The 24,941-nt window shown below is 58.6% G+C and carries 19 protein-coding genes; 6 read left to right on the forward strand and 13 right to left on the reverse strand.

What is annotated here, in order from left to right:
• Window positions 1–4 precede the first annotated feature (4 nt).
• Window positions 5–991, reverse strand: a complete 987-nt coding sequence (locus VNL17_03725) for an aldo/keto reductase (protein ID HXI83181.1) — start codon at window positions 989–991, stop codon at window positions 5–7.
• Between the two features lie 102 nt (window positions 992–1,093).
• Between VNL17_03725 and pgi the strand changes: the two genes are divergently transcribed.
• Together pgi and VNL17_03735 are read left to right on the forward strand one after the other, a co-directional pair.
• Window positions 1,094–2,737, forward strand: a complete 1,644-nt coding sequence (gene pgi / locus VNL17_03730) for a glucose-6-phosphate isomerase (GenBank protein ID HXI83182.1) — start codon at window positions 1,094–1,096, stop codon at window positions 2,735–2,737.
• A 10-nt stretch (window positions 2,738–2,747) separates the two neighbouring features.
• Window positions 2,748–3,293, forward strand: coding sequence for a hypothetical protein (locus tag VNL17_03735; protein HXI83183.1), 546 nt, complete (start codon window positions 2,748–2,750; stop codon window positions 3,291–3,293).
• Here VNL17_03735 and VNL17_03740 read toward each other — a convergent pair.
• The 3 genes from VNL17_03740 to VNL17_03750 form a co-directional block, all read right to left on the reverse strand.
• On the reverse strand, window positions 3,274–3,774 hold the full coding sequence (locus VNL17_03740) for a YetF domain-containing protein (protein HXI83184.1): 501 nt from the start codon (window positions 3,772–3,774) through the stop codon (window positions 3,274–3,276). The two genes, VNL17_03735 and VNL17_03740, sit on opposite strands and share 20 nt — an antisense overlap.
• 36 nt (window positions 3,775–3,810) lie before the next feature.
• Window positions 3,811–4,710 carry a phosphatase PAP2 family protein gene (locus VNL17_03745; GenBank protein HXI83185.1) on the reverse strand — a complete coding sequence of 300 codons (900 nt, stop codon included), beginning with the start codon at window positions 4,708–4,710 and terminating at the stop codon, window positions 3,811–3,813.
• Between the two features lie 118 nt (window positions 4,711–4,828).
• On the reverse strand, window positions 4,829–5,488 hold the full coding sequence (locus VNL17_03750) for a type II secretion system protein (protein ID HXI83186.1): 660 nt from the start codon (window positions 5,486–5,488) through the stop codon (window positions 4,829–4,831).
• 334 nt (window positions 5,489–5,822) lie between these two features.
• On the opposite strand from VNL17_03750, the gene VNL17_03755 reads away from it, so the two are divergent.
• The 3 genes from VNL17_03755 to VNL17_03765 all read left to right on the forward strand — a co-directional run bounded on the left by VNL17_03755 (window position 5,823) and on the right by VNL17_03765 (window position 7,550).
• On the forward strand, window positions 5,823–6,365 hold the full coding sequence (locus VNL17_03755) for a hypothetical protein (GenBank protein ID HXI83187.1): 543 nt from the start codon (window positions 5,823–5,825) through the stop codon (window positions 6,363–6,365).
• A gap of 63 nt (window positions 6,366–6,428) precedes the next feature.
• A complete protein-coding gene (locus tag VNL17_03760) occupies window positions 6,429–7,310 on the forward strand; it encodes a hypothetical protein (protein HXI83188.1) in 882 nt (293 codons plus the stop codon).
• On the forward strand, window positions 7,311–7,550 hold the full coding sequence (locus VNL17_03765) for a hypothetical protein (protein ID HXI83189.1): 240 nt from the start codon (window positions 7,311–7,313) through the stop codon (window positions 7,548–7,550). It abuts the gene before it with no gap.
• On the opposite strand, the gene VNL17_03770 is transcribed toward VNL17_03765, so the two are convergent.
• The 5 genes from VNL17_03770 to VNL17_03790 all read right to left on the reverse strand — a co-directional run bounded on the left by VNL17_03770 (window position 7,504) and on the right by VNL17_03790 (window position 16,434).
• Window positions 7,504–9,438, reverse strand: coding sequence for a lipase maturation factor family protein (locus VNL17_03770; GenBank protein ID HXI83190.1), 1,935 nt, complete (start codon window positions 9,436–9,438; stop codon window positions 7,504–7,506). The two genes, VNL17_03765 and VNL17_03770, sit on opposite strands and share 47 nt — an antisense overlap.
• 51 nt (window positions 9,439–9,489) lie before the next feature.
• Window positions 9,490–10,902 (reverse strand): M48 family metallopeptidase, encoded by a 1,413-nt coding sequence (locus VNL17_03775; GenBank protein ID HXI83191.1) that lies wholly within the window; start codon window positions 10,900–10,902, stop codon window positions 9,490–9,492.
• A 21-nt stretch (window positions 10,903–10,923) separates the two neighbouring features.
• The gene (locus VNL17_03780; GenBank protein ID HXI83192.1) at window positions 10,924–11,481 is read right to left on the reverse strand and encodes a LemA family protein; all 558 of its coding nucleotides are present in this window, start codon (window positions 11,479–11,481) and stop codon (window positions 10,924–10,926) included.
• A gap of 25 nt (window positions 11,482–11,506) precedes the next feature.
• A complete protein-coding gene (locus VNL17_03785) occupies window positions 11,507–11,950 on the reverse strand; it encodes a zf-TFIIB domain-containing protein (GenBank protein HXI83193.1) in 444 nt (147 codons plus the stop codon).
• 170 nt (window positions 11,951–12,120) lie between these two features.
• Complete coding sequence (locus VNL17_03790) at window positions 12,121–16,434, reverse strand: LamG-like jellyroll fold domain-containing protein (GenBank protein HXI83194.1); 4,314 nt, start codon at window positions 16,432–16,434, stop codon at window positions 12,121–12,123.
• 254 nt (window positions 16,435–16,688) lie between these two features.
• On the opposite strand from VNL17_03790, the gene VNL17_03795 reads away from it, so the two are divergent.
• The gene (locus tag VNL17_03795; protein ID HXI83195.1) at window positions 16,689–20,540 is read left to right on the forward strand and encodes a protein kinase; all 3,852 of its coding nucleotides are present in this window, start codon (window positions 16,689–16,691) and stop codon (window positions 20,538–20,540) included.
• A 376-nt stretch (window positions 20,541–20,916) separates the two neighbouring features.
• Here VNL17_03795 and VNL17_03800 read toward each other — a convergent pair whose 3' ends face one another.
• The 4 genes from VNL17_03800 to VNL17_03815 form a co-directional block, all read right to left on the reverse strand.
• Complete coding sequence (locus VNL17_03800; GenBank protein HXI83196.1) at window positions 20,917–21,405, reverse strand: hypothetical protein; 489 nt, start codon at window positions 21,403–21,405, stop codon at window positions 20,917–20,919.
• Between the two features lie 367 nt (window positions 21,406–21,772).
• Window positions 21,773–22,120, reverse strand: a complete 348-nt coding sequence (locus VNL17_03805; GenBank protein ID HXI83197.1) for a hypothetical protein — start codon at window positions 22,118–22,120, stop codon at window positions 21,773–21,775.
• Window positions 22,110–22,379 carry a DUF2934 domain-containing protein gene (locus VNL17_03810; GenBank protein HXI83198.1) on the reverse strand — a complete coding sequence of 90 codons (270 nt, stop codon included), beginning with the start codon at window positions 22,377–22,379 and terminating at the stop codon, window positions 22,110–22,112. The genes VNL17_03805 and VNL17_03810 overlap by 11 nt, the downstream gene beginning before the upstream one ends.
• Window positions 22,380–22,604: 225 nt before the next feature.
• Window positions 22,605–24,500 carry a hypothetical protein gene (locus tag VNL17_03815; protein ID HXI83199.1) on the reverse strand — a complete coding sequence of 632 codons (1,896 nt, stop codon included), beginning with the start codon at window positions 24,498–24,500 and terminating at the stop codon, window positions 22,605–22,607.
• Between the last annotated feature and the right edge of the window lie 441 nt (window positions 24,501–24,941).

Below are 24,941 nucleotides of genomic sequence, written 5' to 3' on the forward strand. Positions count from 1 at the left end.
GTGCTCAGCCGAGCCACTTGGGATGGTAATGCGTGCCGTCGAAGGAGTGAGATGTTTTGTAGCTTTCGTACCTTCCGTCTTTCGCGGCGTCGGCGGTCTTCGCGAGCAACGCCGAGACCTGCGTCTCGCTCATCGGTCGAAAACTGCGCGCGGCGTCGAGGGCCTGTTGCAGGATGGGCAGCGAGTCGCAGCCGGTTATCACGACACTGGTCGGCAAATTCATGGCGTAGTGCAGGCATTCGATGGGCGTCACGGTTCTGCTTTCGAGGATGCGCCCGTAGCCCATCGATTTCATGCCGAGGACGCCGATATTTTGTTTCAGCAGAAAGGGCAGGACACGTTTCTCGAAACTTTCGAAGTGTGGATCCATGACGTTGAGGGGCATTTGCACGGTGTCGAACCGGAATTGATGGGCCGCGGCTGCGTCGAGCATCTTCAGGTGCATGTCGGGATTCTTGTGCCCCGTGAAACCGAGGAAGCGAGTCTTGCCGGCCTTCTGCGCTTCGATCAGGGCCTCGATCGCGCCTTCGGCGGCGAAAACGCGATCAGGGTCGTCAGCATTACCTATTTCGTGGATCTGCAACAGGTCGAGATGGTCGGTCTGGAGACGTCGAAGCGATTCATCCAACTGCTGCCGGGCCGTCTGCTTATTGCGGCCATCGATCTTGGTCATGAGAAAGACGCGGTTGCGGTAGCCATCGCGCAGCGCTTTCCCCATGCGGACCTCACATTCGCCGCCGTAATAATCCCAGCAGTTGTCCATGAAGTTCACACCGCTATCGACCGCGGTGCGCACGATGCGGATGCTTTCCGATTCGGTCGGCCTCCCGATGTGGGAGCCGCCAAGGCCGATCACGGAGACTTTTTCGCCCGTGTTACCGATCGGCCGCCGGGGGATGTCTGCTTTCGCGTCCGCGCCGCACGCGAGTTTTCCCGCGGTGGCGGCGACGGCGGTGGCCATCGACAGTTTGAGGAATTTGCGCCGGGTCATGGCGCCGTCTTCGTGAGGCCACACGGGTGACGTGCTCATCAACAGAAACGATAGCGTGCGGTTAAGCTTTTCTCCAACACAAATAATCGGTACAAGAGGCATATGGCAACGGACACACCTTCACTCACAAAGCGGCCGGCGTGGCGAGCGCTCGGCGCGCATTACGAGAAGATCAAGGACACGCATCTGCGGCAGTTCTTCGCCGACGATTCGAAGCGCGGCGAGCGCCTGGTTGTTGAGGATGTTGGCCTTTACTTGGACTACTCGAAAAACCGGGTCAACGAGGAAACCATCCGGCTGCTGGTCGCGCTGGCGGAGGAGTGCGGCTTGCGGGCGCGGATCGAGGCGATGTTCCGCGGCGAGAAGATCAACGTGACGGAAAAGCGGGCGGTGTTGCACGTGGCGTTGCGCACGCCGCGCGATCAGTCGATTGTGGTGGATGGGGAAGATGTGGTGCCGAAGGTGCACGAGGTATTGGACCGGATGGCGGAGTTCACCAACCGCGTCCGTAGCGGCGCTTGGAAGGGGCACACCGGCAAGCGCATCCGCAACGTCATCAATATCGGGATTGGCGGCTCGGACCTCGGGCCGGTGATGGCGTACGAGGCGCTGCGCCATTACAGCCAGCGCGATTTGACTTTTCGTTTTGTCTCGAATGTGGACGGGACGGATTTTGCCGAGGCGACGCATGACCTGAAGGCGGAGGAGACGTTGTACATCGTGTCGTCGAAGACGTTCACGACGCAGGAAACGATGACCAACGCGCTCACGGCACGGCAGTGGGCATTGAAGCAGTTGGGAGACGAAAAGGCGGTGGCGAAGCACTTTGTCGCGGTATCAACCAACGGACAAGAGGTGGCGAAGTTCGGCATCGACACGGCCAACATGTTTGGTTTCTGGGATTGGGTGGGGGGACGCTACTCGATGGACTCGGCGATCGGTCTCTCGACGATGCTGGCCATCGGGCCAGATAATTTCCGGACCATGCTCGCGGGCTTTCACGCGATGGACGAGCATTTTCGCGCCGCGCCATTTGAAAGGAACCTGCCCGCGCTCCTGGGGTTGCTGGGCGTATGGTACAACAATTTCTTTGGTTCGCAGACGGTCGCGGTGCTGCCGTACGACCAGTACCTGAAACGGTTTCCCGCGTACCTGCAGCAGTTGACGATGGAGAGCAACGGCAAATCCGTCACGCTCGAAGGGGCGCACGTGGATTACCAGACCGGCGCGATCTTCTGGGGCGAGCCGGGCACGAACGGGCAGCACTCATTCTACCAGCTCATTCATCAAGGGTCGAAATTGATCCCGTGCGACTTTATCGGTTTCTGCAAGACGCTGAATCCGCTGGGTGAGCATCACGATTTGTTGATATCGAATCTGCTCGCGCAGAGCGAGGCACTGGCATTCGGCAAGACAGCGGACGAAGTGAAGGTCGAGGGGACGGCTGAGTGGTTGGTGCCGCATCGGGTCTTTGAAGGGAACCGTCCATCGAATACCATTCTCATCGAGCGATTGACTCCCGAAGTGTTGGGCAAACTCGTGGCGCTGTACGAACACGCGGTCTTCACGCAGGGCGTGATTTGGAACATTGATTCCTTTGACCAGTGGGGGGTGGAGTTGGGGAAGGTATTGGCCCGGCGAATTACTCCCGAACTGCGGCCCGCGAGTGAGACGCCGCTGAAACATGATAGTTCCACGAACACGCTGATCAGGCGCTACCGCAAACTCAAGGGGAACGCGAAGTAGAAGACACGTTATGAAAATCCAGGAATTGCACGTCGGAATGAAAGTCCTGCATCCGCAACACGGGATGGGGACGGTGAAATCCATCACGGAGACCATGGCGGAGATTCGTTTCAATGACGTGGCGCGAACAATTGCACCCGAGTCGAGCGATCTCAAACCGGCGGAAGCACGGACGTCAGTGACCGGACTGGAAATGCCGCTGGAGCAGTTCGTCGAGAAGGTGACGCGCGTGTTGCTCGATGAACTCGGTTTGGAGAAGCCGGGGGACGTGGTGGAACAACTCGGGAGCCGTTGGCATGGCGGACGGCTGACGCTTCATCCCGCGGACGCGAATGTGCAGGCCAAGGAAGTGCCGCTGGATGTGTTCTTCCACAAGGTCGTGATGCTACGTAACAACCTGCGCGTGCTGGAGCAAAAGATCAACAGCCACGAGAAATTAAGCGATGCGGACAAGGTGGAATTCCAACAGTACATCACGCGGTCGTATGGTTCTTTGACAACGTTCAACGTCTTGTTCAAGAACAAGCAGGACCAGTTCAGGGGCGGCGCGGAGTAACCGTCGAGGCGGCCACGTCTTTTTTGGCGACGACACTGATCTGACCGTTGTTTTCGAGCATAGCACAGTGTACTTCGGCGACTTCGCTGCAACCCGCGGCACGCAAGGCGGCGGTCAACTCGTGGTGGGTCAATTTCTCGCGCACCAAGACTTCTTCATACAACCGGCCGTTGTGGATGAGTATCTCGGGGCGGCCTTCGATGAGGGCTTCCACTTTCTTGCTCCGGTAAGCGGCGAGACCGACCAAATAATTGACCAGCACGAGCGTGCAAGCCGAGAGGACACCGGCGAGGACGGAGTTGTCACCGCCATTCATGGCATTCTGCACGGCGTTACTGAGAACGAGCAACAAGACCAGGTCGAACGGCGCGAGTTGGCCGACCTGCCGTTTCCCGGTCATTCGCAGGAGCACGACGAGGAACCCGTACACGACGAGCGCACGGACGATGAATTCCCACCACGGCAAAGAGGGCTGCCACATGCGGAATATTCTACCTGAGTAACGAACAAATGCAGTTCAAAACCGACAGGTCATTTGCAGGCCCACCGTATCTTGAGTGACGTAGGGTTGGAGCACGCCGTCCACGTTGCGGCTATAATGAAAGTGGACGATCTCTTTTCCGACGGCATGACCAAGAAACGCGCCGCCGACCACGTCGCTGAGCCAGTGTTTGTTATCGGTGATGCGCTGTGCACCGACAGCGCCGGCGAGCCCGTACAAGGGCCAGGTCACCCAGGGATTTTGCCAGACTTCACTGACACTGGAAGCGAAGGCAAAGGCCACGGTCGCCTCTCCCGAGACGAACGATGAATTGAACGCATGCGAGCCGGGTCCTTCAAACTGATACTGGTTCCTGGCTGAATTCGGTCGTTTCCGTCCTGTAACAAACTTGACTCCTTCTTCCAAGGCACCGGCGTACGCGACCGATTCGAATGCGAAGAAACCGGAGTCGGCCAGTTTCTCGTTTTGCACGATCAGTCCAGATCCAAAGATTGCGCCGCTTGCGGCAAAGAAGTAAACGCCGTTGCCGGTAATTGTGCGGACCGTATTCAAGCCGTCGTCGAGCGACGCAGTTTTGTTGTCGTGGACGGCATCGCGCACGGTATTATCCAGGGGAAAAAGCGCGCCGGTAATGCCGGCCTCGATGCCAAACGTCTCCCACTGCTCACTGTGCCAATACACCGGGCGCGTGAGGAGATTTATCGGGTCTTTCCATAACCACTCCAAGTATTTCTTCGGTCCCTCTTCGTCGTGATATGCCAGCAGATAGTCTCTCCGTTCAACGGACGCGATTGTGGTGTCGTTGGTCGTCGGTAAAACTTGCAAGCTTGAAGAGGAGTCCTGGTCGGCGCAGGGGCCTCGTCGGGGGCAGAGGAACACCGTGGCCAAGGTAATGGTCAGCAGCGGAAGTTTCATTGCGGCGCGTTCCTCCTGACTCGCAATTGCTACCGAAGCGAGGCTGCCGCAGAGATGGACTCAAGTCAATGGGACAAGGACCGCATTACCAACTTGTAATCGTGCCGTAACGGGGGGATTACCAAGGACTCATCGTGTCGTAGCGGAAGGTCATGTCGCTGGCGACGTAACCACCGTACCACTGGACGTGCCCATCGGCGAAGAGCAGGTTTTGGCCGGCGCCGTGTCGTTGCCAATTCATCCACACCGCGCCGCCGCCGCTCGGGCCGCCTACACAGTTTTGCGTGTAGTCATCCTTGTCCGCATCGAGCGGATCAAAACTGCCGCCTGTCGCCTGACCGCCGGTGTCTCCCGACAAGACAAAGGCCTGTGGAAAAGCGATGCGGCGGCGGTCGAGTGAAGCGAACTTGTTCCCCGCCGCGACATACGCTGCGCGTGCGCCGTTGAAATAGCTGAAGTCCGAGCGCGTATCCAAGGGACAATGATAGACTGTCTTGCTCTTCGTGTAGGGAAAGATCTGCTGCAGCCAACTCGGCAACCCCGTCGTCACGTCGGCCTGGTCCCAAGGAATCAAAGCTCCCGAAACCGGAAACATCTCATCATGCTCGTCTGCGTACAGGCTCATGGCGACATGAATTTGGTGGAGATTGGATGTGCAACGGACGGCAGCCGCTTTTGCTTTCGCCATGCCCAAAGTCGGCAGCAGCAAGGCAGCCAGAACGCCAATGATCGCGATCACAACCAACAACTCGATCAAGGTGAACGCCCTGCGGTTCAATGGATACCTCCTGATCCCATAGACATGGGTAATTATTGCGCGCCCGATTCTGTTTGTCGAACCATTTTTCGTGAAACAAAGGAGCGTGTCCAAGCGTCTAACTCTATAGAGAAAGAAGGTGGAGACGGTGAAACCGGGATATTTGTTGGAGGTTGTGCTCGGGGTGCTTCTGACGGCGTCTCCGACGTACGCGCAAGTGATGATGAAGAGTGGGCCGACCGGTGGATCGGCGGTGAGTTCTGGCAATAGAGGTTTGAACGGTCATATTGCCCTCGCTACGTTCCGCGGCGGTTCTGGCATGCGTGCGAACTTTCCGGTTCAGAGAAACACGGGCATGTCACCTGGTTTTCACCATCCAGGTTTTGTTGGCGACAGGTTCTCGGGCGGTCGGGGAACGTTTTTCCCACGACGAGATTTTGGGGATCGGCGTGGATTCCGGGGGGGACATTTCGACCACGGCTTTGGGCACAGTCATAACGTAATCGTCTTTGGGTTCGGTGCGCCGTTCTTCGGTGTGCCGTGGTGCTATTATCCCGCCTACGGATATTACAATTCAACACCGTACTACGCTCCGGACTACGGGCCGGGTCCCGCATCGGAATACACTCCCAATCCGGACACCCAGACCGAGCAGTACACGAATCAAGACGCGGACAGTTATTATCAGCCCGGTTACCAGTGGGGCGGTGAACTGAAACTGTACCATGTGACCATGGACCAGTTTGTCGCCTACTTGAAATCGTATATACTGAACGCGTCGCCAGTCCAGCAGGCTGCCTTTCGCTCAGGGTTTGTAGCGCAGTTTGGCGCGGTAGGGCAGACGGTCTACGACCAGGCGGTGGAACAGGCCATTCAGCAGAACCCAGTTTCTTCCTGAGATTCGCTTTCGAAACAAAGCGACGGGCACCTCATCGCAAGCATCTTTCGCTTGAGATGACGGGTGGCTCCGTCTAGCATTGTGGGGATGGGGCGCTCGAACAACCAACACGGCTTGCTGCAAGGCGCGCGCGTTTATCTTTCCGGCCCGATGGACTTCGTGGCGTCACGCGCCGCGGAGAAGAAGTTCGGCTGGCGCAATCGAGTTGGCGAATTTCTTGAGGCGGCAGGCGTGACCGTGTTCGACCCGTGGTTCAAACCGGATGTCCGCGGGCTCCACGAATACGGGCGTGAGGACGCCAAGAGCGGCGAGCGGATCAAAGAGGTCTGGACGTATCGGTCGGGACGCAAGGGTGCGGAGACGCGATCGTGGTGCGCGCGGCAGTTTTGGGAAACGCTGCACATCGACCTGCGGATGGTGGACACGAGCGATTTTACGATTTCGTACTGTCCGACGAACATCTACAGCGTTGGTACCCCGCATGAAATCATCACGGCGACGGTGCAGCACAAGCCCGTGTTGTTTGTCAGTCCGCCGATCAACTTCCCCACGCTTCATGAATTGCGCGACCACCTGAAGGATGATCCGAAGGGCGCGGCATTACTGGCGCGGTTGGAGCGGGAGATCCCGATCAAAGAGAACCCGCGGGCTGTCCCCAGTTTGTGGTACATTCCGCTGGTGGGCGGCGAGAATTTCTTCGACGGGTTCGGTTTCGCCCCGTATCGGAAGAAGCTGGGGTGGAAGGACGAGATCGCGCTCGACGAACACGAGCGGCGTCACAAGCCCAAGCGGCCGTTGCTGCCGTTTCTGGAAAAATTGAGCTACGAACTTCCAAGGAAATGGGACCGCAAGCTCCGGAAGTTTGTTCCTGACGACGATTGGTTGCTCTGGGATTTCCGACCCGGCAAGAAGCGCGGCAAACATCTTGAAGGAGTGCGCCGGTAGATGACAACGGTTGAACAGGAACTACGTGAGACGCTTGCAAAATTCATGCGCGCCGTAGCGGAGAAGAACCAATCTGTGGTCAGCGCGACTCTGGCTCGCGTGACGGAATTGCAGCAGCAACTCGGCGCGGAAGCGCCACCCATGCTGGTCCATTACCTCGAGCGGCGCAGTTACCAGAAGGCGCTGGATTTCCTCAATTTGGGCCGTTCCGAGACGGAAGCGCCGCAGTGTGGTCGGTAGCATTTTCCGAGACGTTTTTCCGCAGCTCCATGATCGGGCAGTACTCCCGCAGAAATCTCCGATGCCACCATGCGCCGGTCTGGCGGCGTTCGGCGAAATTGGTGAAGCGATACTCGTAGGCCCAGGCGCGGAGATAACGCGGTGGGGCGGTCGGGAAGGGATTCGTCTGCAGCAACGCGAGGACTTCGGGTTGCCCCTGGAGCAGGCGGACGCAGAGATTAACGAAGGCAACGGTAGGCGACGGGCGGGGGATTTCCACGCGCAGGGCTTCAAACCATAACTGCCAGTCGAGCCGCGGTTGGTGCGGTGCGACGAAGGACGGTCTTTTCTGGGGATCGCCGGGTTTATACTTGAATTCGTATGGCAGCCAATGATCGCCGTCGTTGCTGCCTTCGATGATGATTTCAGGACGAACGGTGGTCATGACCGCGAAAAGACCGTAGGGGTTGAAGCTGCGAGTAGGTGCCAGGGTGTCGTAGAGTTTGATCATCGGTGTCGGCCAGGGAATCGGTTCACGGAACGCTTCCAGTAGGGTCATCGTCGTCATGGGAATCACCAGCGCGGCCAGCGGTATCGTCACCCACCATGGCCAGCGAGGCGCGCGAGAATTGGCGGAGAGTGTTCGCCAGCGGCGGGGAGCCCAACGACGCAGCGCGGCGTCGTCCAGCAGAAGCACGCACAGGGCGATGGCGAGCAGATTGAAAAAACAGTAGTTCCCTGTGACGGCGATCAAGAGCATCAGGAAAATGATTGCGCCAGCGGCCACGAAGCGGAGCCCACGCGACATCACAATTAACCACGGCGCGCCGAGTTCGATGACAAACATAACACCACAGGAGAACTGCTGGAACCACAGGGGAAACTGCTGGGCGTACCAGGACGCCCAGGTGGGCAACGGTTGGGTCTGATAGTGGTAAAATAAGGCGGTCAGGCCGCGCCAGGTAGTGTCGTGCGAGGCGAGCTTGACCAGGCCTGAAGCGAAGACCAGTCGGAAGAGCAGCCAACGCAGCAGCCAGAGCATCACGCGGGAGGGCGGGGCTTCGCGGGCGAGTCCCGGCCGGAATTGCAGCGGAGCGAAGAACACGGCGAGGAGGCCGGTTTCCAAGAGAAGGGTGTCCCATTGATAACCGAGGAACTCACCGCAGACGGTCGTCAGGGAGAGGTAAAACAACCACGCTAATGCCAGCAGCGGCGCGGGAGCGATACCGATTGTCGCCAGAACGGCGGCAAGGGCGCCCCCCCAACAGAGGAAATGCAGAAAGGTGTCGCTGGCGCTGAACCAGCACAACGTGGGGGCCGTCCGAAAAGCGTCCCAACTACCGTGGCTGTTGGCCCAATTTCGCGCGGATTCCATAAAAGCTTGCGCTGGCTGGATACCGTGACTGCCGACGAGCCCATCGATTTGAGTCCATAAGGAAACGAAGGCGATGAAGTAGATAATCCCGAGCAGACGGAGGAAGAGCCAGCACGTGAGAAAATGCGTGGGCGGTTCGATTTGTTCGCCCCAGAAGAGACGGGTAAGGAACGAAAAGCTGGTGCGGTGCCTGGCGACGAAACGGTAGAGGCATTCGGTGGCGGGCGCGATGCCGGGAATATGTTGATAGAGCCAGAGGGGCCAACGCTGGCAGGGCTCGACGGCCAGTGCGCGGAAGACCGCTTCGGCAGCGGAATAAATGCAGCCGTCTACGTCGATGAACTGCACCGCCTGCTCGCATTGCTCGCGAGTCAATTCGGGAAAACGCAATGTAATGGTTGGATCTTGGAAGGGGATATATTCAACGCGATCACTGGTGCTCTGTTGCCACCGAGCGATCCAGCGGCGACAGAAATTGCAATCGCCGTCGAAAACCATCACGGGCTTGGCGGGTGGCGTGGCGACGCTGGTCACAGCGAAGTCTTAACCGAGACGGCAGAACGGGTCAACTGAGTTGGCTGTCGCCTACGTAACTTCAATCGTCCTTCCGCAGGCGGTACAGCGGATTTGCGGGGCGTCGAAGGCGGGGCTGAGTTGGACGGTGCGACCGCAGGCGCAACGGAAAGATTCCCAGCCGGTGCTGGTGCGGTGGAATTGTAGCGGGGCGAGTGGAATGACCGGTGGAACGGCGGAATCGGGTCGGCGTGGCTCGGCGGGAGCCTCGCCCTCCCCAGCGGAAGGAATGGGCAGGATGCTGCCGCAACGGATGCAACGGATGGAGTCCTGTTCGTAACCTTCGGGAACGGAGATCTCGAGGCCGCAGTTGCACTTTAGGCGCATGTAACCGGAGGCGCGGCGGGCGACGTCGTGGGCGTCCTGGCGGGATTGAATCGGGCCTTCATTGGACGGCGCACGGATGGGTTCTGTTGGAGCGGACTGCAGGGTTTGCGCGCCGATGAGCGAGCCGCATTTGGCTTTGCGCCAGGCGGCTTCGTAGTCGGTGAATGAAGCGCCGGTCATCGCGCGTAAAATCTTGATGCGTTGGCTGGTGGGCGGGTGCGAGGAGAAGACGCTGTCGGATTCGTCACCATCCTCACTGGCGGCGGTCAAGGGATTCACGATGAACATGGGCGCGGTGGCTTTGCTGGCGAAGCTGAGCGGCACGTGCGCCTGGGAAATTTTCTCGAGGGCGGAGGCGAGGCCTTCGGGGTAACGGGTGAACTGCGCACCGCTGGCGTCGGCGAGATACTCGCGTTTGCGGGAGCAGGCGAAGTAGAGCAGTTGCGCCATAATAGGGCCGAGGATGGCGAAGAGCAGGCCGACAACCAGGATGATGGCTTGCGCCTGGCCACCGTCCTTGCCATCGCGCGAATCGGAGCGACTCCGACCACGTCCACCGTACCAGAGCGAGCGGCGGACGATTTCGGAGAGGATGACGATGGAACCGAGCATGACCGCGGCGAGCGTCATGAATTGCACGTCGCGGTTCTTGAGATGACCGATCTCGTGAGCGATGACGCCCTGGAGTTCGTCGCGGTTGAGGCGGTACATCAGGCCGGTAGTGACGGTGATGGAACTGGTTTCGGGTTTACGACCGACGGCGAAGGCGTTGGGCGCGGGATCGTCGATCAGGTAAATGCGCGGCATGAAGCCCAGCCCGGAGGCGAGGCACATTTCATCGACGATGTTGAACAACTGCGGGCTGTCTTCCCTTTTCAATTCTCGCGCGTACGCGCCGGCCATGAGGATGGATTCGGCGCTGGTGAAGTAGGCAAGCATCATCCCGCCCCAGAGAAGCAGGGCGAAGAGGAGGCCCAGCACGCCGGCGTTGGGGGCGAGCAGTTCGCCGCCGGTGAAACCGATCAGCAACAGAATCACCGCCATTCCGGTGATGAGAAGGGCGGAACGGCGGCGATTGGCTATTATTTGTTCCCACATGCCGGGTCGATAGCGAAGCGCCTAGAACTTGACCTGCGGGGCCTCGCGCTCGTCCTCGGCCTTGACCTCGAAGAACTCGCGCCGACCGAAGTTGAACATCGTCGCGATGAAATTCATCGGGAAGACTTCGATGTGCGTGTTGTAGGTCATCACCGAATCGTTGTAGAACTGGCGGGCGAAAGCCACCTTGTTCTCGGTTGATGAGAGCTCTTCCTGGAGGCGCATGAATTCCTGGTTAGCCTTGAGTTCGGGGTAGGCCTCGGCGACGGCGAAGAGCGATTTCAACGTGCCGGTGAGAACGTTTTCGGCCTCGGCGCGGTCGCCGACGGTCTTGGCGCTGACGGCCATGTTGCGCGCCTGGATGACCTTCTCGAATGTCTCGCGCTCGTGCGTGGCGTAGCCTTTGACCGTCTCAACCAGATTGGGGATGAGGTCGTGGCGGCGCTTGAGTTGGACGTCGATCTGCGCCCAGGCGTTCTCCAACTGGTTGCGCAGGCGAACGAGGCCGTTGTAGGCACCTGCGACCCACGCCAGTACGACCACCACCAGTCCGACGAAAACCAATGCAATAATTCCAATACCCATATCCTGCCTCCGTGTTCGTTTAGAGTTTTGATTTCGTGGTAAAGATTTCGTTCAAGTAATCGATCGTCCTTCCCGCGCCGCTTTCCGGCGGAAACGTCGCGAGAAGCTGCTGCAGTTCGTCGGCATCGAACCAGAGGCCATGCCCGCGCGGACATTTGTCGAGAGTGAGCGGCGCAGGCAACGGACGCGACGGAGCGCGTCCCTCCATTTCGGAGACCCTGATTTCGTGCAGTGGCGCATCACACCGCGGACAGAGGTGAGGGCGACCACTGGGCTGAACGCCCGTTTGCTGCTGGAACTTTAATAGCGGATCGTGGGTGTTCGCTCCGGTTTGTTGCATGAGCGCTTCGAGTTCGCCGGCATCGAGCCACAGTCCGCGGCAGTGATTGCAGAAATCGATCTCGATATCCTTGAAGTGGAGGATAAAGAGCGGGACATCGCATTTTGGGCAAACACGAATCATAGGGGCGCTTCGATTCGGGATGATGGAGCGGGCACGGTGGAAGCGTCAAGCACTTCCCAAGTATTGCCCTCGTTCGGTCTCGGAGGTTTCATTTGACGCTAATAAAACAGAACAAGCCATCAGCGTCATTTACAAATCGGTAGTTTGTTTGTAATGGCGGGCAGGCCCGCTCAAGGTTTCGAGATGTCGATGCGGTAGAATTTCGCGGGTTGCGTCGCGCTTGTATCCGTGATCGTGACCTGGTTGCCATTCGTCACCGGCCCGGTGAACGTCGTGAGCGGCAGCCAGACGCCGCTAACCAGCGCCGTGCTGAACTGCGGAGTGTAGGTGTGTTTGGGAAGCACCGGACTGAACTGTACGTTGGCCTGGGTGCTGGACGCACCAAAGTACAACTGTTGAATTTCTTGCGCCGAGAGCGCCCGGTTGTAGACACGAACGTCGTCGATGTCCCCGAGGAAGTAATTCTGTGAGTAGGAAGCGAGCGCGCCCATGTAGAAATTCCCGTTACCTTGTCCAAATTCCTGGCCATTGGCCGAGCCCTCGCAGACGCCGTTGACATACATGCATCGGTTACCAGAACTGTCGCTGGTGACGGCCACGTGATACCAGGCGTTGCTGTCCCACTGGGCCCTTGTTTGGGAGAGCAAGTGAACGCCCCCCGATGAGCCATAATAATAAAAATCAATGACTCCCGGATTGAAGGTCGGAGGGCTGATAAAATTTATCCAAAGGGCGGGAGAAGTCTGGCCCTGTGCCGGGGCGCCTCCCTCGTTGAGAAGAGCACCGGTCAGATTGGTGGCCGTAAATCCCGGCCGAAACCAGATTGACCACGTAAACGGATTGCCCCCGGTCAATTGCGCCGGAACACGAACGTATCCTGTGGCGCCGTCACAATGCATGGCGCTGTTCGAATTGCCAAATCTGTCCTTGGTAAGTGTCACGCCGCCAGCGGCAATTCCGTTATGCCCATTGCCCGAGGCATCGTTGGTCAAATTCCCATCGAACTGGTAATTCGCAACCAGACCGCCAATCACGGTGAAGTTGGTTGAGAACAGGGCGACGTTGAGCCCAAAAGCTGACGAGGGGTTGGTCGGGTCTAGGCCCGCGGTGTATTTAAAGAGATTATTCTGGCCGGTGCCGTCAAAGTCGCACGTGGCGCAAGTGGTCGAACCGGTGGTCGATCCCGTGCCGAAGTACTGCTGACGCCACCAATTGGGGATTCCGTCGCCGACGGTATCGGCATTGTACAATTGAGCGATTTCGGCGGCCGAGAGCGCGCGTCCGTAAACCCGCACATCGTCCATCCTGCCGCTGAACATGTTGGATACACTCCCGGCAGGATCACTTCCGATGGCCAGCCTATCGGATGTGATCGCCAGCACACCGCTGGCTGGCTGCTGCGCGGCGACCTGTCCATCGAGATACAGTATCATTGATGATCCGTTAAACGTGCCCGCGACTTGATGCCAACTTCCGGGTGATGGGGCGTTCGCCACCAAAACACCGTTGCTGACCCCGGGCAGCAGGAATTCGAGTTGGCCGGACGACGTGGAAAGCAGTTCGTACTGATTATCCGAATTGCCCTTTTCCAGGATCCGTGGGGTGTAGCCGCTGTTGCCCCAATAGTCGGCGTCCATCCAGGCGGAGATCGTGATGCCGCTGAACGGATTGAGCGAAAGGGAATTCGAAACGATCACCTGTGTCTGGTGATCAAAGTCGAGCGCTCCGCCGAAGACGCCGCCAACCCATGAGAGGGGATTGCCGACCATATTGGTGATGGCGCCCGTGTTCATGTTGCCCGAGGAATCGTTGGCCGTGCTTCCGGCCCCTTCATCAAACGTCCAGTAACCCAGTAGTCCGGTTTGGCATTGGCCGCCGCCGTCCGGGCACGGGAGAACCTGGAAAGTCACCTGCAGTCCATTGGCGAGAACGCCGCTACTGCACTCGAACTGGCTGACGGCGTTCGTGTTGTTTTGAACGCCGACCGTGGCGCCATTGCCGTTGCCGTTCAAATTGCCGTAGATGATATCAAAGCGTCCCTGGTTCTCGTAGAGGCACACCTCGAAGTTGACCGTCGACGTAGACACGCCGCCGCTGTAATACACGGCGCGCCACTCAATGTTGAAAATACGGTTTGGCGCCACGCCCGTGGTCGAGGTGAAGACGCCGTTGCCGGCGCCATCGGTGCGCAAATCCTGCCATTGCGGGAAGATGCTTTGGTCAAATCCGAAGGACGGCAGGCAGACATTCTTGGGGGTGGCGTTGCTGCCGGCGAATTGCAGGTTGCCGTTGGAACTCAACGTTACGTTGGTATAGGACTGTCCATAAAACAGGTAGGCAAACGGGAGGGCGATCGTGGTGCAACAGTCGTCGCAATGATTCCCGGTGTCAGCCACACCCGGCACGATACTCGCGCCGTTGGTTTGCGTGATGGCGTAAACACTGCTGCTCGGGATTGTGTAATTGAGCGTACTCGAGCCCTGGTTGAAGGTGACCGCCAAACTGAGCGCGACGGGAGCACCGCACACGAAGGACGGCGAGGTGGTGATCTGGAAGGGAATTGTGTTGGAGCCGATGGCATTTGGCACGAGGTTGGGCCAGGCCGATTTGGGCTGAAGGATCGTCACGCCGGGCGTGGTGGTACTCAGCGTGGCGTTCACGACAGCCGCGGTGCCGTTGCCGGAATTCTGAATCGACACGGAGAGGAAATTGCACTCATCCGGGTCGATCGCTCCATTGCCGTTTCCGCCGGTTACTGTCGTCGCAACGACGGTGAGCACTGGGTTGACATTCGGGGACAGCAGGGCGTTAATCGTGTTGACCCCGGACGGCGTGCCCCAGCCCGTGCAAAGGTCATAACCGACGACCGCGGGAAAGTTCGTCGGACTGCCGCTGGAAAAATTGTTGCCGGTGATCGTGTCGTGAAGGCTCGTGGCATACCTGGATCCGAGGCCCAGCGTATAGACCGTCGGGTTGAGAAAGCCGACCGGCGCCGAGCCCTGAGCGGCGGCTTGTTGATTGACGAGAGCCAGGAAGCCGGCCCACAACGGCGCCGCGCAACTCGTGCCACCCACCGAATAGGTCGTGCCGTTCGCGCGGACGTATACGTTCTCTGCGGTCAGCGCGACATCGGGAATATTGCGCATGGTCGTCGAGCCATGGTTGGCGGTCATGTCCACATTTGATTGCCAGCTCGGGATGGGGTACTGGGTGCTGATGCCGCCACCAGTCCCGATGCCGTTACCCCGGTTCCAAGCGGTTTCCGAAACGTAGGCGCCGCCTGGACCGGTCGTGGTCAAGGTGGTTCCGCCAACCTGTGTGACGTAGGGCGTGTCCCCAAGAAAGGGGATCAATCCCGTGAAGGCATCGTAGTCACCCGAGGCGTCAAAGAACGACTGGCCTTGGGCCGCCATCTGCTGAAAAATCCCATCAGCGATCGGATCCTTCGGCGCACCCGGTTGATACCACGAACAGCTTATTTGTTTGGCCAGATTGTCCGTGGTGATTCGATTCAGAATGTCGTGCCAGTTGCCGTAAGGCCCGGCCATGTAGACGATGACCTTCGATAGTCCCGGTGCCATCGAGATTGCCATTTCAATGTCCAAAGACACTTCGACCTCACCGCCAAACCCGCTGGGCCCGCCGCCAAATCCGTCCAGCAACACATTCACCAGCGGGACATTTGGGAGCCCGTTCAGGTTCTCGTAGTAGGTGATGTCGCCAGCCGTGTATCCATCAAATTGGAGGAGGCCGACAGTCTGCCCCGTACCGGTCAGAGGCGAATCCGGGACGTACGCCGCACGGAAATCGTTTCCCATGTATAAGCCACCGGGACCGGAGCCGCTATTCGGCTGCGGTGCTTGCTGGCCAGGCGGCAGAACCTGGAGACGCGGCCGCGGCCGGCTGAAGTCACTGAGGCCGCTGATGCCGAGCACCGAGATCCCTGCGGGAACCGATGGCTCGACGTCCGGTGCATAGAACGCGCGCGCTTCCGTCGGGTGCTGGTACTCGCGCATCTTTACGTTAAGAGTTTTCTCAATATCCGCCACCGACGCGGTCACGCTGAGGAGGGAACGGTTCGGGTGTCGGGTGGTGACTGTGAAACCGTGGGAGGTCGCGAAGGTGACCAGCGTGTCGTAATCCTTTTCCGTTGGACCAAACCTTTCGGCGAACTGCTCGGGCGTTAGATAATGACGAAAACTGGGACTGGTCGGATCGCCAATCTGCTGGAGCAAGGCGTCGAGTTCTGCCTGGTTGCGCAACGGCAGTCCGATCGCCAAATGTAACTGCTTCGTGCCCGGTAGCCGACCCACCGGTTGCAGATTCGACTGCGTAACCGCTTTCGGCACGGTGCCACTGAGCACGTGTGTCTCAGCCGCCAACGCAACCGTTGGGAGCAGAAGCAAGAGTGAGATACGGGCAAAGGTAAACCGACTTCGGAGAAGATTTGATGCTGCTCCGGCCGACAGATCCCGCTTCTTCATAAGATCCCTCACAGGCTGACTCGTAACAAATCGCTAGCCTTGCGTCGCGGCAAGAGCCAAAGCCGGGAAGCGGCCCCACAAACGGTATATTCAGTGAATTATACGCCTGTGCGCGTGGGGATTACAAGGCATTTCAGGTGGCGACATTGTGGGGAGAGATTGCTCTACTTCTCGCGAATTCGACTTGGTTCGGCGGCTTTAGTTCTTTTTCTGACCCGAAACCGTGTGATAGTCTGAGGCGAAAGTCTGGGGCAATGACCAATCACCCATCACGTGAAGATCCGGATGTGACCGTCAAATCTTCTCCCTCGACCGACCTGCCAATGGTCGTGCCGATCACCGAAAAGCCCGGGGACCGTATTGGTCGCTACAAGCTGCTGGAGCGAATCGGCGAAGGCGGTTGCGGCGTGGTCTATGTCGCCGAACAAACCGAGCCGGTCCGCCGCCGAGTGGCGCTCAAGGTCATCAAGCTCGGAATGGACACCAAACAGGTCATCGCCCGCTTCGAGGCGGAACGGCAGGCGCTGGCGATGATGGACCATCCGAACATCGCCAAAGTCCTCGATGCCGGCGCGACTGACACCGGCCGGCCATTCTTCGTCATGGAACTGGTGCGCGGCGTGCCGATCACCGAGTATTGCGACCAGAACAATCTGTCCACGCATCAACGGCTCGACCTGTTCATCAAGGTCTGCCAGGCGATCCAGCACGCCCACCAAAAGGGCATCATCCACCGCGACATCAAGCCGTCGAACATCCTTGTCACCTTGCACGACGGCGTGCCGGTGCCGAAGGTCATCGACTTCGGCATCGCCAAGGCGACGGAAGGCCGTTTGACGGACGCGACGGTCTATACGCAACTACACCAGTTCATCGGCACGCCGGCGTATATGAGTCCGGAACAGGCGGAGATGAGCGGCTTGGATATTGATACGCGCAGCGACATCTACAGCCTCGGCGTATTGCTCTACGAATTGTTGGCCGGCAGCACCCCGTTTGACGCGAATGAATTGATGTCGCGGGGCATTGACGCGATGCGGAAGACGATTCGCGAGCAGGAGCCGATGCGGCCCAGCAACCGCTTCGCGACGCTCCAGGGCGAGGAACTGACGACCACCGCCCGGCGCCGTTCCACCGACACCTCGAAGCTGGTGCACCAACTCCGGGGCGATCTGGACTGGATCGTGATGAAGTGTTTGGAGAAGGACCGCACGCGCCGGTACGAGACGGCCAACGGGCTGGCCGCCGATCTGAAGCGGCATTTGGACAACGAGCCGGTCGTGGCCCGCCCGCCCAGCGCGGCTTACAAGTTTCAAAAGGCGTTTCGCCGCAACAAATTGGTATTTGCCGCTACGACGGCCGTAACGGTCGCCTTGGTGCTGGGCATTATCGCAAGCACCTGGCAGTCGGTGCGGGCAACTCGTGCAAAGCAGGAGGCCCTGTCTGCCCAGGCGCGTGAGGCAAGCCAGCGTCAAAAGGCCGAACTGGAGACCGCGAGGGCGGAAGAGGCCAGGAAGATTGCCGACCGCGAAACGATCCGCGCCCAACGAACCGCCGCACAGGCGGATGCCCGCTATCTGCTCCAGCAACGGTTGCTTCCTGCCGCGCTCGGCAAGGCGACCGAAGCCTTCAAACTTGGCGGCGAGTGGGAGGATGGTCTGCTCATTCACAATATTGCTTCCGCCGCCCGCGAACACTGGGTGTTCTCCGCACGGGTCCCACTGAACGAGCCGGCGACCCTGGCCTGCGTGGTCAGGACTCAAAACGGCTCCTGCCTGGTCGTGTCCGTTGCGGGCGGCCTCCGCGCACTGGATGCGCGGACCGGCGCCATCCTTGGCTCTGCGAGGCTTGAGCAAAGCGTCCATTATCTTTTCCCGGGGCCGGATTCCAACTCTGTCGTGGCCGTTTCCGATCTGGCGGTTTCCCTTCTGTCCCTGCCGGCGTTCACCGTCATGGCAAGCAAGCCCCTGCAGAATCCGGTTTCATGCGTTGCCACCAAGGGCAAAAACCTATTGCTGGTGCTCCGTGGCGGAGATGTGTTACTCGACGACCTGCACACCCTCACCGAGCTTGACTCCTTTAATTGGAACCAGAACCCCACAGCTCAAAAGCTACCCGTCCCGCATCAGGCCTGTATTTCGCCTGATGGCAATATCATACTGCTGCACGGGGGAACCTGGAAGGATCCCGTGCTCGTCTGGGATCGCCGTCATGACCCCGCAACCTTCAACGCAAAACAGATGGGCCTGACGGATTTCCAATTCTATGACGCCACTCACTTTGCCGCATGGTTCACTACCAGTGGAGAATCAGATACCCGCAGCCGGATTCTCTTGTACGATGCAGGGCAGACCCCCGTCGAGATCGCCTCGCAATCGATTGCCAATGATGACCTCAAGTTCGGCGTTCAAATCCAGGCGTGGAGCTCGAAACAGTGGGGCACGACCATTGACTTCCCAATTCTCGGGCTGGTGGGAACTTCGGGCTTGGTCGTAAAAGGGATGGGTTCCCCGCCCGATGATTTCACCATCGGCGACCGCTTCGACAATCTGCTGCCCACCGAGGCCGATCCGCCGGGGTTTCTTGCCGCCGACCTCGCCCATGACACCCTGGCGCTTCGCAACCGCAACGATGTGCTCATCTTCCAAAAAAGCTGGTCCCCCTTGAACGGCAACATCCGTGACTTCTGCGCCACCGCTTGTGGCAATGGACTTCTTTGTGTCGACTATCAATTCTCTGAAACAGCGGTGCAGCTGCTCTTCCTCCCGTTCGATCCGCGCCAACAATCGGCACGATTCAGCCTGCAATGGCCGGCCGATGGCAAATGGCTGCCCTGGGCGATCGCCGCCACGCCCGACGCCGCCACGCTGGCTGTCATTGCCCAGGAAACCGACTCGGATGACTCGGTCAGCGCCCGCTACGGTCGAATCCGCGCGCTCATCTATCATCCCGGCAGTCTCAACACCGCTGCCTCCGCCTGGCCCATCAAAAGCGCCTTTGAAATTGATGCTCCCACGGTCACCGGTTGGTCTCCGCATCTTGCTTCACTCGACCCCGATGCCCGCGCGCTGCTTTACTGGAGTTCGGCTGACACCGTCATGCGCTACGATCCCCGTGACGGCAAGCCCCTCGGTTCACTCGAACTCGGTCATATCACCGCGCGCTCCCGCGACGGGCGAAGAGTCGCTGCGGTTTCCCGAACAGGTCGGCTTTTCGTCTATGATGTTGCCTCTGGGAACACGGTTCTTGACCTGGCCGGCACGCGCCCTTCCGCGCTGTGCTTTTCCGCCGACGGCTCTCGCCTTGTGGCTGCCCAGGACGATTGGCTCACCATCTACGACGCCGTCACGGGTCAACCGCTTTCCTCGGTGCGCTCCTCGCTCAAACCTCTGGCCTACCCGTCCAAGGGAAACCGATTCCTTGCCTTTCAACCTGACACCTCGGGTACGGGTGGGTCCGTTGTCTTGGCGGATACGGCCGACGCCCGCGTTGTTGCTGTTCTCAATCGCGCCGGAAGCGCTTTTACACCCGCCTTTTTCAGCGACTCCGGCGATCAACTCGCCATGGTTCGCAACCGCTGGTACGCCGAAATCGTGCGCTCGCTCCATCCGGACGAACTTGCCGCCGTGCTTGGTACCCGTCTTCCTGAGACTCCCGAGATCCAGCCGCTAACGCCAACCAACATCGTTACGACTGCTCCCGTGCCCGTCGTCGCGGTGGGACTTGCCTCAACCACTCATACTGACCCAAGTGCTCTTCGCGCCGAGGATATCCCGGTGCTTCTCTCGCACCTCGGCACCGAAGTCACCGTGGAGGGACCTGTCCGCGATGTCATGTTCACCGCCGCCGGCAATGCCATGGATATCGAGTTTGCCGGTCCTGATGACCGTGCGCTCCTCATCTGGGTGCCGCCGGCTACCTATTCGAAACTTATAGCGGTTCTGGGCCAGAACCCCAACCGGATGCTCAACGACCACACGGTCCGGGTCACCGGACACCTTGCCAAATACGGCGGTTACCGCGCCGCTTGGAAGGAACGCATTCAGATCACGCTCGACGACCCGTCCAAACTCCTGCTGGTCGCCCCAGCCGCTCAATCCAACTAACCCAGATATTATCCGTACTTTGTAGAAACACGGGCTCACCCAACCAAGGTCGCCAACTGGAAGAAGAAGCTCGAAGCGACGGCCACACCGTGAGGAATGACGACCTAGGGAAGTTTCCTTAACGCGAATCGGCTACTTGGCACATTGCGTCGTGAGGACATGAGAGTAGATTAGTGTCGCAACGGCTGAGCAGCGTGTTCTGACAAAGCGCGCTCCTAACAAGGCCGCATGGGGATGAACATCAAACGCTGCGACAGCCGTTGCTTTTTGCCGCGAAAACTACATCGCGGCGTCTCGAGGACTCGGCTTTGTAGCGAAAGCTACGTCGTGGCTTCTCGCGGAGACGGCTGTGGAGGGCGGCTTTGTGAGCTGAATGTCAGTTGCCAAATGGGATGATGAACCGCAACGCCAAACGCGGCTTTTTGCCGGCCTCTTCCTGATCGAGACCGAGCTTTACATGCGGGTCGTCAGGCTCGGTAGGAGAATTGGTCCCCAAGTAGTGCTGGCTTTTCTGTTCAGAGTTGATGTCAGCGTTAGTATCGGGGTTCTCCGGGAAGCGATTGGCGGCAACCACGCGTGTATCGGGGTCATAACGCTTCCAGGACCCGCTGTCTGGTGGCGGTATCTGCATCGGCTGCGCCACACACAAGGTAAGCGTCTGAGGTTTGATCTGTTCGCTGGTATAGCTCCGAATGGACTCCGTTGTAATCGTGGGGACTGACAGAAAGGCGAGAGTTGATAGTGACCCTGACCGTTGATCGGGAGCAGAAGGAACGATTGCCCAGCAGAAAAGGCACCCAATCGCCCCCCACATAATTGTGTGCCAGTGGCCAAGGAAGCTTGGTTTGCCGGAACGATTTGCCACGAGTTCTTACTCCTTTAGCAAGATTTTCCTGTCTTCGTCGTCTCCTCAAAAATCTGGCTCACTGTTTTCCTCGGACGCTCGGTCTTACGGCAGCGAACCACGCATTGTCTCTATTAAGAATATACCTTCAAGTCGCTGGAACGCGCAATCGGAGCAACGCTGGAATTGGATTAGGATAAACACCTATTCACCACGAAGTCATCCGCCGTCGCTGAAGCTATGGCGCGACACGCTGAAGCACACGAAGGGGAAGCAGAAAGAAGAGGCGGCGACGATGTGTGAATTGCCGGGGGAGGACGGGGGGATATTTGATGTTTGTGGAGCGAAGATAAACCCGTCAAGAATACAGGTCTGACCGCATCTAGGATTAATTGACCAGGCCCGCCAGGAGAGGTGGCAACCAAGAAGACGCTCTTCCGCGATTGGCGCAATCGGTCCTTTCGATCTCCGCCATCGAAAGGAATAGATCGACCCTGGCAGCGCTCAAGTTGAAAAAGTTGCTCATCACCTTGCGAGCACGCAAATCGCCTTTCTTATCCCGCTTCAAGATGACGTAGTTCCAACCCGCCACGCCTTCGCCTTTGGCAATGGCACAGAGCAAGTTTCCCGATCTATTGGAGAACCACTCAACTTGTTCCACCATCAAGGTTTCCAAGGCCGGAAAAAGAGGGAGCAACTGATCGAACTCGGAACGGGGAATGGTTTTAATGCTCATACTGTTGCCCAGCGTTGACCAATTCCTCTTTCTTAAATTCCGGATTCTTTTCCGGACCGTGGATGGTGACTCTTTTCACATCCCGGCCTCGTCGATTCGATTTCCGGACCCAGACGGTCGCTTGAGTTTCAGGTTCCGGCATTTGTTTGAGCTCCCGCTCAGCCTGCAACCAGTTTTCCGTGTCTCGTCCGGGTACTCCGTGCTTCATGTAAATTTCATAAGCCCGTCGTCGGATCTGTTCTTCGGTGGGAGTTTCCATTGAGTCGCCTCGCTTTTGGTTGACTTTTTACTACCAAAGCAAAGGGCCGTCTATTGGCGCAACGACTAAATCATTCGTAGGAGAAATTCCTATTCACCACGTATGGCGGACCAGAAGCCTGAACGGGAGGATTCACCGCAGGGCGATCTGGTGCGAAGATAAATCTGTCAAGAACGTGATGGAGTGTCAGGAATCAAGCCTTGACCCCTTTACTCATCCTATCTGCTACGGTACGAGACGGAGGCGGTAGTAGCGGGAGGTGAAGTTTGTGCCGGCGCCGACGTCGAGGAAGTTGGTCGTGGGGTTGACGGCGTTGGTCACCGTGAAGATGGCGACGAAGTTATTGGAATTGTAGTTGGCGCTCGGTCCGGCAGTCGTCGCTTGAAGCTCGTTTGTCTGGCCGAGAGGCGATGTCCACGTGACGCGGATGTTATTGGTCTCATTCGCGATGCCGACCACTTCCAGTGTGGCGAGGACGATGCCGTTATCGGTGAACGAGGAATGGAACATTGTCGAGCCGCCGGCCAGATCGATGGTGCCGTTGTTGACGACCGGGCCGTAGACTTCCACCACACGGCCAGCACTGGCCTGCAGCACGCCGTTGTTGGTGATGATGCCGGTGACGGTCAGCGTCCCGCAACTGGCCAGCAGGGTGCCGCCGGGATCGATGGTGACGTTCCCGTTGATGGTGCCGCAGCCGATGAGGACCGCGTTGGAACGAATCTCCAGGTTGTTGGCGAAATTGTGGACACCGCCGTTGATTTGGAAGGTCGCCGCGTCGGTGCCATCGCCGACGACGAAGAGCTGGTTGTTGGTCACGTAGGTGTTACCACTGGAGAGTGTGCCGGCGGCGAACGTGAACACGCTGTTCGCGCCGTTGGTCACGATTAGCTGTTCGACCGTCACCGAGCCGTTGCTAAGAATCAGGCTGCCTTTGCCCCCGGCCTGGCTGACGATCAACTGGCCATTTCCGGTGTTGATGGTAACCAAGCTGCCGCCGGTCACTCGAACGATGTTGTTATTGTTACTGGTGTTGTTGCCAAGGGAGGCGCCGATGACGACCTGGGTCGCGATCACCGCGCCAACGTTGGAGACGGTCAAGGTATTGGACGAGGTATTCTGGCCGACGTACAGGGTACCGCAATTCCAAGTCGAGCCGGGGCCGGTAACCAGGACCGTGTTGCTGGAACTGGAAGTACTGCCGATAAAGCCGCTTCCACTGTGCACCGCGGCACCGTTGGAGACGATCATCTGGTTGGCTCCGCCGCTAAAATACCCGACGTTCAATTGGGCAGTGCTATTCCAGAACGAGCCCAAGCCGGTGACCAGCAGCGTGTTACTGGAACTGGTGAAGCCGACATAGCTGTCCACGTCGTGCGCCGCTCCGCCGTTGGCGATTGTCAGCTTATTCGAATAGCCACCGTCACCGACGTAATGGATAAAACTATTCCAGACCGAGCCGAGGCCCGTGATCAGCACCGAGTTCGTGGGACTGCTCCCCAGGATGCCGCTAATACTGTACACGGCGCCACCGTTGGAGATGATCATCTGATTGCCTCCGCCAGCAATAAAACTGATGTATAGGTTGGTGCAGTTCCAGACCGAACCGAGGTCAGTGATCAGCGCCGTGTTGCCGGGACTGAGGAAGCCCACATAGCCGGTGTCGTTGAAGACCGAGCCGCCGTTGGAGATCGTCAGCGAGGCGTTGGCCCCGTTGCTACCGACGATTATCTGCACCGGCTGGACCATCGTATTCGTCGCCGCGATGGCCGAGTTGTTGACCACCAGAGCGCCGTGGTTGCTGAGCGCCAGTACAGAATTGGTGCCGAGAATCCGCAACGGTGTCAGGGTACCGGCGTTGTTGAGGAACAGCGTGTTGGTCGAGTTGGCGGTTCCAGTAATGGTCAGGTTGCTGATAATCATGGCGCTGGGCGTGTTGGTTGTCGTGGCGTCGATCATCACGGTCTTGGTGGTGGTGTTGGTGATGAAGTCAGCCGCATCCGACAGAGACGGAGCGCTGCCCGATGACCAATTCACTGGCGTTTCCCATTTACCGCTGCCGGCGAGCGTCCAGTTATTGGTGGTCAACGCCGCCCCGGCGATATTAGTAAGGAACGTCACGAGGAACAGGACGCATCCTAGTTTGCGTTGCGACCTGTATTGTAAACGCTTCAATGTCACCATGACCTGCAATTCTGAAGAGACACGGGGAGGGGGAACGTGAACTGGACGCCAACCTCGATCCGCTACGACCGTTAGAGCAGACCAGAACATGGTCTGGATGTCCAGTAAATAGGGGCTTCCGTGGCTGACGGGCGAGTTATGGATAGCACTATCTATAAAGTGCGGAGGAAGACGGCGACGGGGGGAGTGAACAGGAGAGAACTGAGGGAACAGAGAGTAATTGTGGGTCAGGCCGATGGGGGCTCTTGCAACAGGCCCTTTGATTTCAGGAGGGTGGTGACCTTCTCGGAATCGATGACGGTGAAGCCGATGCGGCGGCGGGTGTTGCGGAGTTTTACCACGAAGATGCGGTCGCGAAACGGTCTGCCGAAATCGCAC

Source organism: Verrucomicrobiia bacterium, assembly GCA_035577545.1.
Classification (GTDB): domain Bacteria; phylum Verrucomicrobiota; class Verrucomicrobiia; order Palsa-1439; family Palsa-1439; genus Palsa-1439.